The following is a 20,293-nucleotide window of genomic DNA, read 5'->3' on the forward strand; positions in this document are numbered from 1 at the left end:
CCAAAACAAAATGAAGACTATGAAAAAACCTACTATTTTTAAAGCATTAATTGCAGTCGTATTTTTATTGTTAAGTTTTTCTTCTTATTCTCAGACTACGTCTGAGTTTCTAAGAAAAAAGTTCGATACACCAGCATATTCTGCCAGTTTAAATGGAGATATTTTGGTGATTGGAAACAACATCTTAAACAGAGATTTAAATACAAATGGACAACGTGCAAATGATGCTTTTGACGATGTAACCAAGGTGAATGACAATTTCGATATGAAATATATTGATATTGACGGCGACAAAAACACCTTCAATTCAAGTTCTGCTAAACTAGTGATTCCCCAGGCTAGTCAAACATGCTACGAGATTGTTTATGCTGCTTTGTATTGGGCTGGAACCTATCAGGGTACCGATCGAACTAAAATTTTAAATGTCAAATTAAAAACATCCAAAGCTGGTGCAGCATATAAACCGTTAACCGGTACATTGATTTATGATGAAGGAGGTACTGGTGTTACCAATCAGTATGCTTCAAAACCATATGCGTGTTTTAAAGAAATTACAGATGAAGTTAAGGATGCCAAGGATGGTACTTATACCGTAGCAGATATAATGACTTCAGAAGGAAAAGTGACACCAGGAGGTAATTCTGGAGGATGGTCTATTTTTGTAGTTTATAAAGATCCGTTATTGCCAAACAAGTTTATAACAAGTTTTAATGGTTTTGGTATTATCAGATCTGGCGATCCGGCGTTAACAATTCCTGTTACTGGTTTTAGAACAAATCCATTTGGAGATGTAAATGCAAAATTTGCTTTTGCTGCATTAGAAGGAGATGCTAACTTAAAAGGAGATGGACTTCAAATAAAAGGTGCTAAGTCTGCTACAGCAGGAAATATTTCTTCACTGGTAAGACCAATTGCTCCGGGTAAACCAGGTACACCAAACTTTTTTAATAGTACAATAACCGATGGTGATATTATTCTACCAGGCCGAACTCCTGCCAGTTTAAATACCCTGGGCTATGATACCGGTGTGGTTAAAATTGACAATACAGGTAATACTATTATACAGAATAATGAAACAGCTGCGGATCTAACGATTAACACTTCTCAGGATTCATATTATATCTTTTTTACAGCTTTATCAGTAGAAATTATTGCTCCTAAAATTGTATTAAAGAAAAATGTATTAGATGTAAATGATAAGATTATTAACGCTCAGTCGGTAAGTCTGGATCAGGAACTTAGATATGAAATTAAGTTTAAGAATGAAGGAAACGATAGTGCCAAGAATTTTACGATTACTGATGTTCTCCCACAAAATGTAATTTTTAATGGGTTATCAGACATCTTAACGATGGATAAAAATATTATCGCAAACTATGATGCTGCTACAAGAACACTTCTGTTTACTGTACCAGACTACATGGTGGTTTCTAAACAAGCCGGTGGTAGTGAGTATACCATTAAATTTAAAGTTCGCGTTGTAAAAGATTGTAACGAATTAGTTGATGCTTGTTCTAACGAGATTAAAAACACGGCGGTTTCTAAATATTTTGGAGTTTTAAATACTACGAAAGAAGGATTTGGAGAAGGTAGTTACTCCTCAATATCAGAGTGTAATGTTGGAGAACCTACATCAACCAATTTCTTAGTTGGTATTGACAAATGTTTATTCAGCAGAGATGTTTCTTTATGTGGTACCGCTGTTTTAACGGCTGCTTTGGGTTATACAACTTATGTTTGGAAAGACCAAAACGGTGTTATTTTTGGTGGTAACAACAGACAGGTTACTGTAGATAAAGAAGGAATCTACACCGTTGAGAATAGTGGTGCTGCAAATTGTAAACCTATTAAACAGACATTTAATGTAACGGACTACCTAAAAGGAACGATTAAAAATCCAATAAAAGGAGACAATATCGATCCGGCTACAAATGAAGCTTATGGTTGCGTTAGGGATAAGAAACCTTTCCCAAAAATTTTCTTATGTGGTCTGAATGATAAGAGACTTATTGACACCAAAATTGTTGGTGCAACAAGTATCACATGGCAGGAAACAAAAGATGTACCGCCGGCAAATTCGCCTAATCCGGATAGCTGTCCATACGAGGGAGCTACAAACTGGACGACATTAGCAACCGGACCTACATATACTGTTGATAAAGCAGGTGTATTTAGACTTTTGGTTAACTATGGTAACACTTGTGTGGTAACACATTATTTTAATGTTTACCAAAACATCCTTGATCCAAAAGCCGAAAAACAAGATATAATTTGTGATACTAAAGGACAAATTAGAGTTACAAATCCACCGGAAAATTCTGGATATGTATATAGTCTTGATGGTACAAATTATCAGCCATCAAGTACTTTTGATAACGTTGCGGCAGGAACTTACAAAGTTCAGATTAGACAATCGGAGTTAATAAACGGTGTTATTTCAACATGTCCATTTTTTGTAGATGTAAATGTTGAAAAACTTGATTTATCAACAAAACTTGAAGTAACGCACCCAATTTGTACCGGTGAACTTGGAAGTATTAAAGCAATCATTGAAAAAGTTCCTGGAGATTACAAGTTTATTCTTAGAAAGAAAGGAAGTACAGTAGAGATTGAGAATACCGGATTTATAAAAAATAATTACAAAGTATTTACCGGTGTTGAACCAGGTTTTAAATATGAAGTTCTTATGTCTACACTTTACAATGGTTGTGTTGAGACAAAAGAAATTGAAGTATACGATTACCGTTTAACGGCTACGGCTAAAATCACGAAAAATCTTTCTGCATGTGGTGACGGACAAATTACAGTAACTGTGACCGGAGGAACTCCAAGACCTGGACCACCACCATATTATATGTATTATGTAAATGGTAATCCGGATTACTTTACAAGTCCGGATATTCCTGTAACAGCGGCAACTCTTCCTGCAGATGGAATATATAATATCGTTGTTGTAGACGACAAAGGTTGTTCGGTTACTATACCGCCAATCAAGGTAGTTTCAATGCCAAAACCAACAATTACTGTTACTTCAAACGAGGTTGATTGTTATGGTGCTAATAGTGGCTACATTAAAGTAGACGTTGCTCCGGCAGATTCTGGTTATACAGTTTCTTACAGTATCGACGGTGTTAACTTTAATTCAATTTCGCCAATTACCAATTTAGCTCCTGGAGATTATTCTTTAATAGTTAAATATTCTTATGACAATGTAGAGTGCGTGGATCCCGCAAGACCTATTACAATTAAAGGTCCAGCTTCTGAATTAACAGCTTCGGCTGGAGTTTCTGAATTGGCAGGTTGCGGACTTGCAGGATTTGAATATCAGGGAAAAGTTAGAATTACAAATCCGCAAGGAGGGACACCAGGATATCTTTACAGCTTTGATGGCCAAAAAACATGGATAACTTCAAATGAAGCTTATGTAGATCCGGGAACATATACTTTGTATATAAAAGATAGTAAAGGATGTATTTACCCAATGTCGGGTATTGTTTTAGATGCTAAACCAACAGACCCTACAATCGAACTTGCACCTACTGCATATAATTGTAACGGAACAGGAAGAACTACTGCAACTGTTACAAATAGTGGAGGTAAAAATTATGCATACGAGTATTATATTGATGGGAAACCAAATACACCAATTACAAATAATGTTTTTGATAATGTTGTTACAGGTTCTCATACAATATCTGTAAAATATAAGTTATTAGATGCCCCAACTTATAGTAATTTATTAAGAGAGGATTTTGGTAGTGGTGCTCCTACTACCTCGCCTGGTATTGCAAATGAATTTACAAATCCTCCATATACTGGATATTGTTATAATGATCAGAGAGTAAATGCTCCGTATTTATGTAAATTTCCTGATGGAACACCAAGTAGATCTGTAGAAGATAATGCTTATTCAGTAGCAAGTTTCTTTTGGAGAAGTGATGATTATGACAGCGCCGGTAACTTTGTCGGAAATGGTGCATGGTTTCACTTTAAAGATCACACAACAAATCCGGATAATTTAGATAATGTTGGAGATAAAAATGGTCGATATTTATTAGTTAATGTTGGATCTGCCGCCGGACCTAATGGTATTTTATATAGTAAACCTATTGTAGATGTTATTCCTTATCAACCCGTAAAGGTTGATATCGCAATAGCTAATTTATTGAAATTAGGTGTTTCTGGAGCCGCTCCAGCTATATTATTCGAATTAGTAGATCCATCAGGGAAAGTTGTAGCCTCTGCTAATACAGGAGAAATAGCTGCAGCACCTAATGATCCTAATAGGAATAAATGGGTAACACCTCCTACAATTTTATTGGATCCGGGGAATAATACTAAGCTAACATTTGTTGTTCGTTCTGGTAGTATTTTATATGCTGGTAACGATTTACTTATTGATGATATTTGGGTACGTCAATTACCAAAATCATGTTTGTCTGAGAAAAAATTCGATTTTATTATTGATAGTAATAAAGCGTTCAAAGTATCAGAGCCTTTAATTGACGATGCAACTTGTAGTGATAAAAACGACGGACAAATTACATTAACAGTTGAAAATTTTGATCCGGTAAATGGTTATAAATATTCAATTGATAACGGTGGAACATGGCATACAGCGACTGTTTCTCCATTTACTATTACTGGTTTAGGAAAAGGAATGTACAATGTTATTGTTAAAAATGACGATGCAGGTATATGTTCAAGCAGTTTCCAAAAAGAAATAAAAGCGCCGTTGACTCTTACAACAACAGCTAGTATTACTACAGATCCAACTTGTAAAATTGGTGCTACGATTACAGCAGTACCAAATGGTGGAACACCTAAATATGAATACGAACTGCGTTTGGCAGATGGTATTACACCTTACAGAATATTCCAGGATTTACCTACATTTACAGATGTTCCTGATGGAACCTACACTGTAGTAGTACGCGATAAATCATCTTGTTCTTCTACGGCTTCAGATGTTGTAAAGGTTATTGCACCGGTTAAACCAACTATTGAATTGGATGCATCATCTGACTTATGTTATGATGTGGCTAACAAAGCGACTTTAGTTGTTAAAGTAACAGGAGGAAAAGCACCATTTAATTATAGTCTGGATGGTGGACCATCTCAAACAACTAATAAATTTATAAATGTTACACCAGGTACGCATTCAATTACCGTAATTGATGCAAATCTATGTGTGGCTGATGCTATTACAGGAATTGAGATTGGAAAACCTATAATTGTTGATGCTCAGGTAACCAAACTTATTGATTGTACAGGAAGTCCTGATGCTGAAATAACAGTTACAGGTAAAGATGGAATTGCTCCATATACGTATGCAGTGTCAACTGATGGTGGAATAAATTTTAACCCAATGCTAACTAATGTTTACAAAACGCAAACAGTAGGTAGTTATATTTTTAAAGTTACAGACTCAAAAGGATGTTTTGCTACAGGATCAGCAGTTAATGTTGTTACTAAAGCCGAGCCAACAGGTTCATTAGTAAGCAAAACAGATCCAAAATGTAATAATGATGCAAACGGTCAGTTTACTGTTTCAGCAGCAGGTGGTGCAGGAGCTCCGTATAAATTTAGTTTTGACGGAGGTACTTTTGGTACATCAGCAACATATTCTGGTTTAAATGCTTATGTAGGTGCTGTAAACAGCAAAAAATATACTTATCAGATACAAGACAGTAAAGGTTGTGTATCACCAGTATATGATGTTACTCTAAACAACCCAACAAAAGTGGTAGCTTCAGCTACTTTCCCACCTAATACAACTTGTAGTAGTACAGTAGTTATTACTTCAAAAGGAGTTGGTGGTTCAGGTACTTACACTTATAGTTTTAAAGGTGGTGCTTATGATAATGTGAATACATTAACAGTTACACTTACAGCTACACCGCAAAAGATTACATATTCTGTAAAAGATGCGCAAGGGTGTATCAGTACAGACGAAATTACGGTTCCGGCATTTAACCCGCCAACAAAAATTAATTTCTCTGTACCGGCAGCAATTACTTGTAATTTAACAGCGACAAGTCTTACGCTTACAACTACTGGAGGTATTGCTCCATACAAATATGAAATTACAGCCGGTCCAGTGACCGGAAACAATACTGATGGTATATTTACTGGTTTAACTCCAGGAAGTTATTCATTCAAAGTAACAGATGCAAATGGTTGTACTGTTACAGGTGATAAAACAATAGATGGCGCAGCTACAATTTCGGCTTCAGGTTCAAAAACTGACGAATTGTGTGTGGGCGACAATAATGGTACAGCAACGTTTACAGTTAATGGTGCAAGCAGTACAGGTAATTTCAATTACACTTTAACACCAAATGCTGGAACGGCAAGTATTACAGGAAACGTGGTTACTTATACTGGTTTACCGGTAGGTACTTATAACTTTGTGGCTACAGATCGTACTACAGGTTGTAAAACAAATACAGAAAAAGTAGTAATTGGTGCAGCTATAGCGATTGACTTTACTGTTACTGCTTCAAAAATTAACTGTTCAACTACAGTTTCAACATTAGACATAACGGGTATAATCGGTGGAAGACCTGGATATCTATATGCATATGCAGCGAGCCCATCTACTGTTCCAACTACAGCTTACGATACAACTCTAAAAGTTGATACAGCAATTTTAACCACTAAGATTGATGTTTATGTTAAGGATTTAAATAATTGTTTTGTAAAGAAAACAGTGACTGTTTTAGCAGAAAATGCTCCAAAAATTGATCCTGTTGCAACACAATGTTACCCAGGTAGCCCAATTACAGTAACCATTACGGGTACGTATGTGGGAACAGCTACATTTAGTAAAGATGGAGTTAATTATGGTACTTCTAATACTTTTAGTTTAACACCGGGAACTTATACATTATCTTTAAAAGATGGTTTTGGTTGTCCAGCTTCAATTTCTTATACAGTTGCAGACAAACTAACAATTACTCCGGAAGTTGTAGAAGATATTGCTTGTACACCAAATACAACAATTAAATTAACTTCTGCGGGAGGTACAGGAACACACACTTATGCGGTGTCGTTCAATAATGGTGCTTATGTAACAACTACAAGTCCATATACTGCGACCGCAGCAGGAAATTATAAATTTAAAGTTACAGATTCTGCTAATCCAGCTTGTATAGCTGAGACTGCAGTAATACCGGTTACATTAAAAGCAACTGTTTTAACAATAAACAAAGAGCAAACAAATGTAAAATGTAACGGAGGTGCTACAGGTACTATTTTAGTAACTCCAACCTCTGGTAAAGCGCCATATAGCTATACTATTACAAGACAAGGTACACCAGCGACTGTTTACACAGTAAACAACCCTTCAGGATTAATTGAAGGAGTTTATGATATAGTAGTTAAAGATGCAATTGGTTGTCAGGCTACTGATCAGATAACAATTACTGAGCCAACTAAATTAGTTGTTTCAGCAAAAGCTGCTCCATTTACTTGTAATGCTACTAATACAAAACAAGGAACAACAGTTATTATTGATACACCAAATACAGGAACTTCTCCTTATACCTACAGTTTTAATGGAGGATCATTTACAGGAGTAAAAACTTTAGATGTTACTGATAATGGTTCAAATCAAACAATTGACTATGCCGTAATGGATGCTAATGGTTGTACTGCAGCAGGTCAATTAACTATAAATAAACTTGACCCGCCAAAAATTGCAAAAGTAGATGTAACTCCAATTTATTGTAATCCAGTGGCAAGTCAGACCAGTACAGCAACAATTACATTATCGAGAGCAATTTTGCCAACAGATTCATTTGTAATTCTTTCCGGACCAGTAGTAAATACATCTGGTGCAACAACAGGTATTTTCGACAAGCTTACAGCAGGAAACTATGTGTTTAGAGTAACTGCTGGAAATGGTTGTTATGATGATTTCTATAAAAATATACCTCCTGTAGATCCGTTTACTGCGATAGCAACAAAACTAAACGATGTGTACTGTTTTGCTACTCCTAAAGAAACTACAGGAAATATCAGATATAACGTAGGTGGATTTACTGGTACGTACAGTTATACCATAAATGGAGGAACTGCCGTAACAGGTCAGACAGCACCAATTTTTACATTACCAAACCTTGGAGAAGGTACATACAATGTAGATTTTACAGATGAAACAACACTTTGTGTTGTTCCAACTACAATTACAATTACCCAGCCAGCAGCTGCTTTGATATTAACAGTTGATTCTATCAAAAATGCAAACTGTAAGGTTTCAACAGCTACGGTTACAGTTAGTGCAGTAGGAGGTACACCAACATACAAATATGCTTTTGTACCAAATAACGTTACACCGTTAGATACAGATTATAAAACATTAACAACAGTTAGTTTAAATCCTGTTACCAGTTTAGATTGGGATGTATGGGTGAAAGACACTAAAGATTGTACATACAAAGTAGATTTTAGTATTGCAATGGATCCTAAACCAACAGTTACGGTTAAGGTTCCTAATCAATGTACAGCTACAGGAAATGCATTCCAGATTGTAGCGACAGGAGCAAGCGGAGTAGCACCATATACATATTCAATTAGTACTGGTGTTGCGCCAAGTCCGGCTGATACATTTACAGTGTCGGCAGGAACATATACAATCACAGTTACAGATGCTAATGGTTGTACAGGAACAACTCCAGTTACGGTATACGACGCTCTTGCAGTGCGTGCAGATTTAGATAAAGATCTAACTTGTACGGCTCTTGCACCAACAGATGCTACGATTACTGTAAAAGTTGTATCAGGAGGAAAAGCAGGATTTAGTTATAAAGTAAAATTTAACGGAGGTGCTTATTCTGCTACAGGAACAGCTTTCGCTGGAACATCATTCCCATACACAACTGCTGCAGATGGTACATATCAGTTTGAAATTACCGATGCAAATGGTTGTACTAAAGAAACAGCGGTAATTACAGTTTCAAAACCAGCTGTAGTAACTGCCTCTGCAACACCAAAAGATCCTACTTGTAATGGTTACAAAGATGGTTCTGTTACACTTAAAGGACTTACAGGAGTTGGACCGTTTAAATATAGTTTTAACGGAAGCACTTTAGCAGATCAGACTGTTTATGGTGGTTTAATAGCCGGAACTTATCCTTACACAGTAAGAGATTCGAAAGGTTGTGAAATTAGCGGTACAGTAACTTTAGCTGAACCTGCAAGTATTGATCCGGATATAAAAGCAAACGGAATTACATGTAGTAGTACTAAGCCTGGTAGTATCGATGTATTTTTAAAGCCTACTTCTGGTGGTACAGCTCCATTTAACTATTATCTATATGATAATACGATGAAACAAATTGATACTTACACTGCTACTACAGCAGCTGATGCAAGTGCGGTTCATAATTTCCCGTCTTTACCTTTTGGAGATTATTTCCTAAACATTGTAGACGCAAATGGTTGTAAATTTGTAAGTAATGCGATAAGAATTGCACCTCTACCTTATTTAGAATTTAGTGCAGAAACTATTGGGGCAAGTTGTGCTACAGGTATTTCGGTTAAACTTCAAGTTGCTGGAGGTACTGGTACTGCACCTTTTATATATTCAATTTATGGTATTGGTACTTCATCAGGATCTACTATGGCGACTGATTATACCTTTACTGGTTTAGACCAAAAGACAAAATATACTTTCCTTGTAGTCGATAGCGGTGGTTGTCCATCATATTTAGATTATACAACAGGTAAGATTTCAGATATTACAGTTACCGCTACACCAAAAGATGTAACTTGTTTTAATGCTGCAAATGGTGAAGTAAGTTTTGATGTAACACAACTAGGAGTTGGAGTTACAGAACTTTACTATGAGGTTAGAGATAATTTGACCAATAAGCCAATTTTAATACCTAAAAATGGTAGTATTACTGCAGCTCCTTATAGTGGTAATATAACAGGATTATCTCCGGGTAACTATACACTTTATATCAAAGAGGTTGATGGAACTAAATGTTCGACAACAACTATTTTCAAAATCATACAACCAGCCTCTGCGCTTACGGCTAAATTTGATGGTATAACAAACGCAAATTGTCGTAGCAATGCTTTTGCAACAATAAAAGCAATAGGTGGTACAGGTCCTTATACTTATGCAGCGGCACTTGCTCCGGCAGTTCCAAATCCGGGTGCTTTAGATACAAATAATGTACTTGAGCTTCCTTATGATGCCTTGACGAGCAATAACTTTAACATCGTTGTTAAAGATGCAAATGGTTGTACATATCCTTTAACTTTAGTAATTACTAAAGATCCAAGCCCGGTTATTGGATTATCAGTTGCAAACAAATGTGTTGCAGAGGATAACTATGGAATTGTGGTAGCCTTAAACAATGTGGGAATGACTCCATATAGTATAAAAGTAGATAGTGGAGATTTTGTACCATATACCGGAACATTCCCTTACACCATTACAGGATTACACTCAGGAGATCATACTGTAACAATCAAAGATAAAAACGATTGTACAGATGTTAAAACAATCAAAATTGACGCTCCTTTATTGCTAGTGCCAGAGATTGTAACGCAACCTGATTGTAGTACAAGCAACGGAGAAATTTTACTGAAACCATCTGGTGGTTCAGGAAGTTATAGTTATACTATATTTCCAATGGATCCAAGTATAGTAATTGCCGGAAACAGCATTACAGGTCTAAAATATGGTACTTATACCGTAACAATGACCGATAATACAAATATTGGTTGTTCAACTACAGCAGATTTTACATTGAAGGAAGCAACACCTGTAACTTTTGATGCCGTTGTAACACATCCTCTTTGTAAAGGTGACGCAAACGGAACCATAACAGTAAACTTGTTACCTGGTAACGACGAGCCAGTATATACTTATGTAATTTCATCAGCGACAGCGACACCGCTTCCTGGAGGAATTGTACAAAACGACAATATATTCTCAAATATTCCGGATGGAAAATATACTATTACAGTAACTTCTGGTAAAAAATGTTTTGCATCTAAAGATTATGATGTTACTCAACCAACCCTTGATTTAGGAGCAGATGTAACATTCAAAGATTTTGGATGTACTACAGGATCTACGCCAGATCAGGCGGTAGTAACAGTAAAAGGAAAAGGCGGAACAGGTACTTACTTATATAATTTTGACGGTGGTTCTATTTATACGAGTACAAACACGATATTAATTAGCGCTAATGAAGCACCAAAAACAGTTACTTATTATGTAATTGATGAAAACGGTTGTAAATTCTCAGGCACTCAGGTTATTAATGCTTTCACACCGTTGACAGATATTAAATTTGCCATCACGACAGCTCCGACTTGTCCGGCAAAAGAAAGTACTATTACGTTAACAGTAGAAGGAGGATATGCTATTGCGAAATATGAAATGATTTCTCCGGTTTATAAGGATAATGGAACTAGTGCAGTATTCGGTAATTTAACAGCAGGTGACTACTTGTTTAAAGTTACAGATGCACGTAACTGTTCTATTGAAAGACCTTATACAATTGAACCGTTAGATCCAATTGAAATTATTAAAACTTCTGCAGTTAATGTAAGCTGTAATACAGCAAACGGAATAGATAATAATGGTGTAGCAACATTTACAGTTTCAGGCTTTAGTACAAGCGGAAATTATGATATTGTTGTAACAAGTACACCAACAGGATTGGCATACAATCCGCCAACAGTTGCTGGAGGAGCTACTGCTGATGTGATCACAGTAACTGGATTAGTTCAGGGAACATATACAGTAACGGTAACAGATAAAACAACATTATGCTCAAAAAGCGATGATGTCACTATTACTATGCCAGCAGCAATTGATTTTACAGCAAATGCTACTACAGTATATTGTTCACAAACAAGTTCAGATATTACCGTTAGCGGTATAACTGGAGGTACTCCAAATTACAAATATGCAGTGGTTAAAGCGGGAGATCCTAAACCAACAGTTTTTGGAGACATTAGTGTACCAGTTACAGTAGCAACAGGCTTAACAGACTTAGACTGGGATGTTTATGTACAAGATGCAAACGGCTGTGTTTCATTAGCGAAAACAGTATCTGCAAAATACGATGCAGCGCCAGTTCTTAATGTACCTGCTCAGCAATGTTTTGTAGGTACAGATATCACAATTGATTTTGCTGATGCTTTAATCTCTACAACGTACAATGGTAATAAAACATTTACAGTAGATGGTTTACCAACAGGTAGCAGCATCACATTTAAAGATGCAGGAAAATACAAGATTGTCCTTACTGACGACCACGGTTGTACAGATGAAATTGATTATATTATTGAAAAACAATTAACAGTAAGTGCAACAATTAGAAAAGAATTGTTCTGTACAGGTGCAGTAGATGCGATAATTGATGTTGAAGTAAAAGGTGGTAAAGCAGCATATCAATATCAAATGTACTTTAACGGTGCAAAATCTGGTGGATTAACAAATACTCCAGGTGACTTTAATGTTGCAGTTAGTGCAGCTGGTGATTATTATTTTGAAATTACAGATAACAATACTCCGGCATGTACAGCTACAAGTATTCCGGTAAAAGTTAACGCTCCGGTAACACCAACATTAACACCTTCGCAAATCAATGTGAGATGTTGGAATGAAAGTAACGGAAGCTTAACTGTTGTGCCAAGCGGTGGTGTTGAACCATACAGCTATACAATTACAGGTCCTGTTAACCATACAGGTGATACAAGCGGAACTTATACAGGTTTAAAAGCAGGTTCTTACGATGTAGTAGCAACAGATGCTAAAGGTTGTTCTAATACAGCTACTATTGTAATTACAGAGCCTAAAGAACTTGAAGCAGATGCTAGTTTCCCACCAAATACAACTTGTTCTGTTGCAACCGTAATTACCGTAACAGCTCAGTTTGGTACACCAACAGGTATAGGAACTGGATATTATTATAACTTTAATAATAATGGTTATGATACAAAAAACACGTATACCGTAAACGACGATAACAACGGTACAGTTCAAACGGTTTGGTATACAGTAAGGGATGCAAATGGTTGTGAAACTGCTCCAAAATCAATAGTGGTTCAACCATTAAACAGACCTAGTGCTTTAGCATTCTCAGCAACTGCAGTTACATGTGTAGCCGCTACAAGCGATGTTACAGTTACGGCTACAAATGGTGTGGGAGCATTAAAGTTTGAGATTATCGAAATTAATGGAGTAGCTGGTACATATACAGCAATTTCAACAACAGGAAATACAGTTCCGGCTGTGTTTACAGGATTATTACCTGGTGACTATAAATTTATGGTAACAGATAGTAATGGTTGTTCTTATACGGATTCGTTTACAGTAAAAGATGTAGTTAAAGTTCAGACAACTGGTCAGGCTACAGATAAAACTTGTGTTTACACAGATGACGGAACAGCAACATTTACAATTTCTGATTTCAAAGGAACATATACCTATACAATTACTAAAAATACAGATCCTGCTTCGGCTCCTGTTACAACATCTCTTACTGAAATTGTTTTAACAAACTTAACAATAGGAGATTATAAGATTAGTGTTGTAGATGATGCTACGAAGTGTCCTTCAGAATTTACAGTGACGGTAAAAGATCCAATTGCAGTAACAGTTACAGAAGTGACTAATATTCCTGCAAATTGTACAACTGGCGCTAAAGTTACAGTTGCCGGTCACGGTGGAACTGCAGACTATACGTATTCTTTTGTTCCTGCATTAGCTCCGGCAGGTGCATTTACAGATGAAGCAACAAGAATATTAGATCCGTTAACACCAGCATGGTATGTTTATGCAAAAGATCAAAAAGGATGTATTTCTGCTCCGATTACAGTAAACATCACAACAGATCCGTTACCAGCAGGATTTACTGCTGCAGTAACTACTAATTGTGCTGACGCTTTAGGTAATTACGAAATTGTAATTACTCCAGGTACAGGAATGGGACCATTTACGTATAGTATTGGTACAGGTTTCCAATCTGAATTAACATTTACTGTAAAAGAAGCTAAGGCTTATGACTTAGTGGTTATGGATAAGTTTGGTTGTACAGCTACATTTACTGCAGCGGTAACCATTTTACAACCAGTTGAATTAACTATAAATAGTAAAGTATTACCAACTTGTGCAGATGGAGACGGAAAAGTTACCGTAACTGCAACAGGAGGAACAGGAAACTTTAGCTATACTATCGACGGAGTTAAAACGGTTACAACAACACCAGCAGTATTTGATTTGTTAACAGCTGGTTCTCATACAATTGTTGCGACAGATTTAGGATCTAACAACTGTACTGATGATGTAACGTTTGAATTAAAAGCGGCAACTAAAATCACAGGATTTAAAGCAGTTCCTACACACGTTTCATGTAACGGTGGCAGTGATGGAACGATAACGGCAAGTTTAGAACCAACAAGTACCGATGTAAACGATAACCCAATATACACATACAGTATTGATGGTATAACATATACAGATAATCCGGTATTTACAGGATTAAAAGCCGGGTGGTACACAGTAAGTGTAATTTCAGGAAGAGGCTGTCCTGCTTCTGTACCCGTTCAAGTTACAGAGCCGGATGCTATTATAGTTCCAAACCCGGATGTAGTTCAATACCGTTGTACTACAGATAATGTGAGCAACTACGCAACGATTACTGTAAATGGTGTAACAGGTGGTACAAAAGACTATACTTACGAGTTTATCGAAAACGGAAAAGTAGTGTACAAAGGACTTAGAAATGTATATACAAAAACAGACTATACAGGAGGTACTTTTGCAATAAACGTTTACGATCGTAATAATTGTTCAGGTGCGGCTGTTGGAACATTTACAATAGATCCATTTATTGCGATGGATAAAGTAGTAGTAGATGTAAACCAACACATTACTTGTGTCGATAAAGAGAACATTACAGTAACTGTAAAATCAAGTGCAGGCGTTAATGTACCAGGTACATTCAAATACACTCTTACAGGAACAAACGGAACGGTTTATGGACCAACTGTTACTACTGATGGAATCTTTACAGATTTAGGAATTGGAAATTATATCGTTACGGTTTACAATACAGTAACAGGATGTACAATTCAAAATGTTCATTACATTAATAACCCAAATACATTTGAAATCAAAGCTGTTCCGGTTAGTGCTAAAGTTTGTTATGGAACTATAGATGCTAAAGTGGTATTAACTTTTGTTGATAATCAACTTATTCCAACAAATGATGCAGGAGCATTTAATTATACAATTACTGGTCCGGTTAATACGAATGGAACAACACTAGATGCAGGTCCATTTGAAGTTGGAAACCTTAAAGCAGGTACATACACTGTAGTTGCCAGATTGGTAGGAAAACCAGAATGTGAAGTAAATACTGTATTTACAATAGATCAGCCAACAGCAGCGCTTACAGTTACAAAAACACAGTCTGAAATTACTTGTCTTGCAGGTAACAACGATGGTATAATTGTAGCTTCGGCAACTGGAGGATGGCCAGGTGAATACTTATACGAATTGAGAATTGGTGCTACTATCGTTAAACCATACAACAGTTCACCAGTATTCGATAAATTAGTAGCAGGGAACTATACAGTTTGGGTTAAAGACGGTTTAGGTTGCGAAAGTTCTGTAGCTGCAGAATTACTCAATCCAAAACCAATTAATATTGCAATTAGTGCTACACCAATGCTTACTTGTTTCGACAACGAAGACGGAGTAGTAACAATCAATACAATCAACGGAGGTTCAGGTAACTATACTTATACATTGCACGGTGTATTAGTAGACGGAACTGTAATTACGGCTAAATCACAAGGAACTAAGCAGTTCACAGATCTTAAAGCAGGAACATATTATGTGACTGTAAATGATACATGGACTTGTACTGCAGAGTCTACCAAAGTGACTATTGCTCAACCACCATTGGTAAAAGCAACACTGGAAATTTTCTCAATAGAAACTTGTAAAACAGCTCCGGTTATTACACTTAGAGCTACAGGCGGAACAGGACCTTACACTTACAGTGTAGATGGAGTTAATACTATTGGATCATTCGCTTCATTTGTTAATATTACATTGCCTGTAACAACTGCTAAAACAGAATACAAGTATTTTGTAACAGATTCTAAAGGATGTAAGAGCTATGTGTCTAATACGACAGAGTTTTTACCAGTTCCTGAGTTAGCATTTGAGCGTCAGAGCGAAATTGATATTAAATGTAAAGGTGGTTCTACAGGATCTATTACAGTACTTGCAAAAGGAGGTTTAGGTAACTATACTTATACTTTACAAAATGGTGCAGGAGTAAACATTACTCCAGCTCCGGTTCAGACAACGCCAGGTACATTTACAAACTTACCTATCGGTAACTATCTTGTAAAAGTAACAAGCTCTGATTGTCAGGCTATATCAATGTTATTCGAGTTAACAGAACCAAACGCTCCATTAGAGGCAGTAGCAGTTCCGACTGATTTAACTTGTAACGGATTCAATAACGGTAAAATAACTGTAAACGCTAAAGGTGGAACAGGAATTTATAAATACGCTATTGAGCCTGAATTTAGACAGTTCTTTGATAAAAACGTATTCGAAAACCTTAAACCGGGATTCTATGATGTCTTAGTTCAGGATGAAAACGAATGTTATATCTTCCTTAAAGATGTTGAAGTAAAAGAACCAGGATTGCTTGTGGCAACCGAAATTCCAAATTCAATGATCCCAGAAGTATGTGTTGGAGACAAAAACGGTGCTTTCAGTATTGAAATTACTGGTGGAACAGCTCCTTATACAGAAAGTCTGGATAATGATAAAGGACCTTACCTTCCGGTAACGGGTAACACAAGAGATTATACTGGTCTTACTGGAGGTAAACATACCGTTTACATTATCGATAGTAAAGGATGTAGCAGCGAAGTTGAAATCGATATGCCATTAGCGGTAGTACTTGATCCAACTGCTGAAGTAAATTATGACTGTGTTGACAATAAAGCGGCAAACAGAGTTACAATTACAGTTGACGAAAGCATTACAAATCTTGCAGATGTTGATTACCAACTTGATGGTACAGGTGCTTTCCAGCCAAGTAACATCTTTATCAATGTTGCTCCTGGTAAACACTATGTGGTGGCAAGACATACAAATGGTTGTGAAGTGCCAACGGCAAGTTTCGACATCATTGGATATGAAAAATTAGTATTATCATTGTCTGAAGAAAAAGGAGTTTGGAATGTTATTACAGCTTCTGCAGTAGGTGGAGGTGGTGACTATATGTACAGTATTGATGGCGGCAGCTTCAGTACAGAAAATAAATTTAAAATTTACAAAACTGGTACATATACAATCACAGTAAGAGACAAAAACGGATGTACTGATACTAAAGAATATTACATTAAGTATATAGACGTTTGTCTTGACAATTACTTTACTCCAAACGGAGATGGTGTTTACGATACTTGGGGACCTGGTTGTACTAATATTTACAACAACCTTGAATTCTCAATCTTCGACAGATACGGTCGTGTAATTGCTAAATATCACTATGGTCAAAAATGGGACGGAAGATACAATGGAGAGGAATTACCTACAGGTGATTACTGGTATGTTCTTAAACTAAATGATGAGAATGATGCAAGAGAGTTTGTTGGACATTTCACTTTATACAGATAACAAATTAGAGCCCCAAATTATGTTATCTAAAAAAATTATTACAATGAAAAAGTTTATTTTATCCTTAGTACTCATGGCTGTAACAACAAGTTACAGCCAAGAGCTAAACCTACCGGTATTTACGCAGTATTTAGCTGATAACCCTTTTATACTTTCACCTGCTTATGCGGGTATCGGAGACAACCTTAGAATTCGTGCAAACGGACTTACACAATGGGTTGGGATTAAAGATGCACCCGAAAACCAGTCTTTATATGCTGATTTCAGGATTTTAGACCGTTCGGGAGTTGGACTTTCTGTTTATAATGATAAAAACGGATATACAAGACAAACCGGTGCCAAGGTATCTTTTGCACATCACCTGACTTTAGATTATTATTCAAAACAATACCTGTCTTTTGGTCTTTCGTATAACTTTAATAGTTTCAGAATCGATATCGATGAATTCAATAACACAATTGAACATCCTATTCTGGATCCATCGGTTACAGATAATCGTTATACAACAAATAATAACTTTGATATTAGTGCTTTGTACCGAAACAAAAATTTCTATTTGAGTTTCAATGCAAACAACGTTTTAAAGAAAAATACCGATAAATATCGTGGAGTTGAGCCTAACTTGCTTTCCAATTATCAGGTTTACACCGGAATTGTTTTAACAGATGGAGAAAACAGACGTATTGAGTACGAACCATCTGTTTATTACCAATACTTTGCCAGTGATAAACGTTCTACAACCGATTTTAACTTCAAATACAGACGTTACAATCGTTACGAAGATTATTATTGGATCGGAGTTTCATACCGTTTCTTAAACGACCAGTTTCCAAAACCATTATCAGTTGGGCCAATGGCTGGTTTTATGAAATCCAGATTTTACTTTGGATATTCATACCAGGTTATGTTCAACGATCTTGGAAACTATAATTCAGGTACTCACGTAGTAACTATAGGTTTTGATTTCTTGCAGTCAATTAGTAATTGTCCTTGTACGCAGAGTCCGGTTCACGACTAAACAAGAAGACAAGACCATTTTTTAAAGGCAAATAAGCCCTTATCATAAAGCGAGTCGCAACATTATATTTTATGTTTAATTATATAATGTTGTGGCTCGCTTTTTTATTTTTTTACTTTTTCTGTCAGTTTATAGACGGGAAAATTTTTTTGTATTTCAAAGCCAAACCAAATGGAGAGGAAAAATTGTGTTTAATATTTAATAAACCAAATTATTTGTGAAATTATAACGTTTTCGTTGTTTTAGTTATTGATTTTTTATTTTTTTCGAATTTATTACATCAGTAAAAGGTTTATATTTGTTGTTCTTTCTAAAAAATTAAAAAAACTATCAAATGAAAACTTTAAACGATTTCGATTTCAAAAATAAAAAAGCAATAATCCGTGTTGATTTTAATGTGCCTTTAGATGAAAATTTTAATGTAACTGATGCAACACGTATTGAAGCGGCTAAACCAACTATAGATACTATTTTATCACAAGGCGGAAGCGTGATTTTAATGTCGCATTTAGGAAGACCAAAAGGCGCTGAAGAAAAATATTCTTTAAAACATATTTTAAAAACAGCTTCTGAAATTTTAGGCGTTCAGGTTAAATTTGCTGAAAACTGTATTGGTGAAGCAGCACAAACGGCAGCTAAAAACTTAAATCCAGGAGAAGTTTTGCTTCTTGAAAATTTACGTTTTCATGCAGAAGAAGAAGCTGGAGATGTTGCTTTTGCAAAAGAATTAGCTTCATTAGGAGATATTTATGTAAACGACGCTTTTGGAACAGCACACAGAGCACACGCTTCTACAACAATTATTGCACAATTTTTTCCAAATGATAAATGTTTCGGAACATTATTGGCTAAAGAAATTGATAGTTTAAATAAAGTACTTAAAAATAGCGAAAAACCGGTTACAGCTGTTCTTGGTGGATCTAAAGTTTCTTCAAAAATTACAGTTATCGAAAACATTTTAGATAAAGTAGACCATATGATTATTGGTGGAGGTATGACTTTTACTTTCGTTAAAGCACTTGGTGGTAAAATTGGAGACTCAATCTGTGAAGATGACAAACAAGAGTTGGCACTTGAAATATTAAGATTAGCAAAAGAAAAAGGAGTTCAGATTCATATTCCGGTAGACGTAGTGGCTGCTGATGATTTCTCAAACACAGCAAATACGCAAATTGTAGACGTAACAGCTATTCCGGACGGTTGGCAAGGTCTTGATGCAGGTCCTAAATCTTTAGAGAACTTCAAAAAAGTAATTTTAGATTCTAAAACTATTTTATGGAATGGTCCATTAGGAGTTTTTGAAATGGAAACTTTCTCTAAAGGAACAATTGCATTAGGTGACTATATCGCTGAATCTACTAAAAATGGAGCTTTTTCATTAGTAGGAGGAGGAGACTCTGTTGCAGCAGTAAAACAGTTCGGTTTTGAAGACAAAATGAGCTATGTTTCTACTGGTGGCGGGGCAATGCTTGAAATGTTAGAGGGTAAAACACTACCTGGTATAAAGGCAATTTTATAACAGAATAGGACATTTAACATTTTTTTGCGTATTTTTAAGCCTTAAACTTTTTAAGTTTGCAAAAATACAG

At 36.0% G+C, this 20,293-nt stretch carries 3 protein-coding genes; all 3 read left to right on the forward strand.

Annotated elements, in window-relative coordinates:
- Nucleotides 1-19: 19 nt before the first annotated feature.
- The 3 genes from OLM51_RS02875 (at nt 20) to OLM51_RS02885 (ending at nt 20,223) form a co-directional block, all read left to right on the forward strand.
- Nucleotides 20-17,686: a T9SS type B sorting domain-containing protein gene (locus OLM51_RS02875; protein WP_264552905.1), complete on the forward strand. Its 17,667-nt coding sequence runs from the start codon at nt 20-22 to the stop codon at nt 17,684-17,686.
- 43 nt (nt 17,687-17,729) lie between these two features.
- A complete protein-coding gene (locus OLM51_RS02880; RefSeq protein WP_264552906.1) occupies nt 17,730-18,704 on the forward strand; it encodes a type IX secretion system membrane protein PorP/SprF in 975 nt (324 codons plus the stop codon).
- Nucleotides 18,705-19,038: 334 nt separating this feature from the next.
- The gene (locus tag OLM51_RS02885; protein ID WP_264552907.1) at nt 19,039-20,223 is read left to right on the forward strand and encodes a phosphoglycerate kinase; all 1,185 of its coding nucleotides are present in this window, start codon (nt 19,039-19,041) and stop codon (nt 20,221-20,223) included.
- Nucleotides 20,224-20,293: the final 70 nt, after the last annotated feature.

Source organism: Flavobacterium sp. N2038 (assembly GCF_025947185.1).
In the GTDB taxonomy this organism is placed as follows: Bacteria; Bacteroidota; Bacteroidia; order Flavobacteriales; family Flavobacteriaceae; genus Flavobacterium.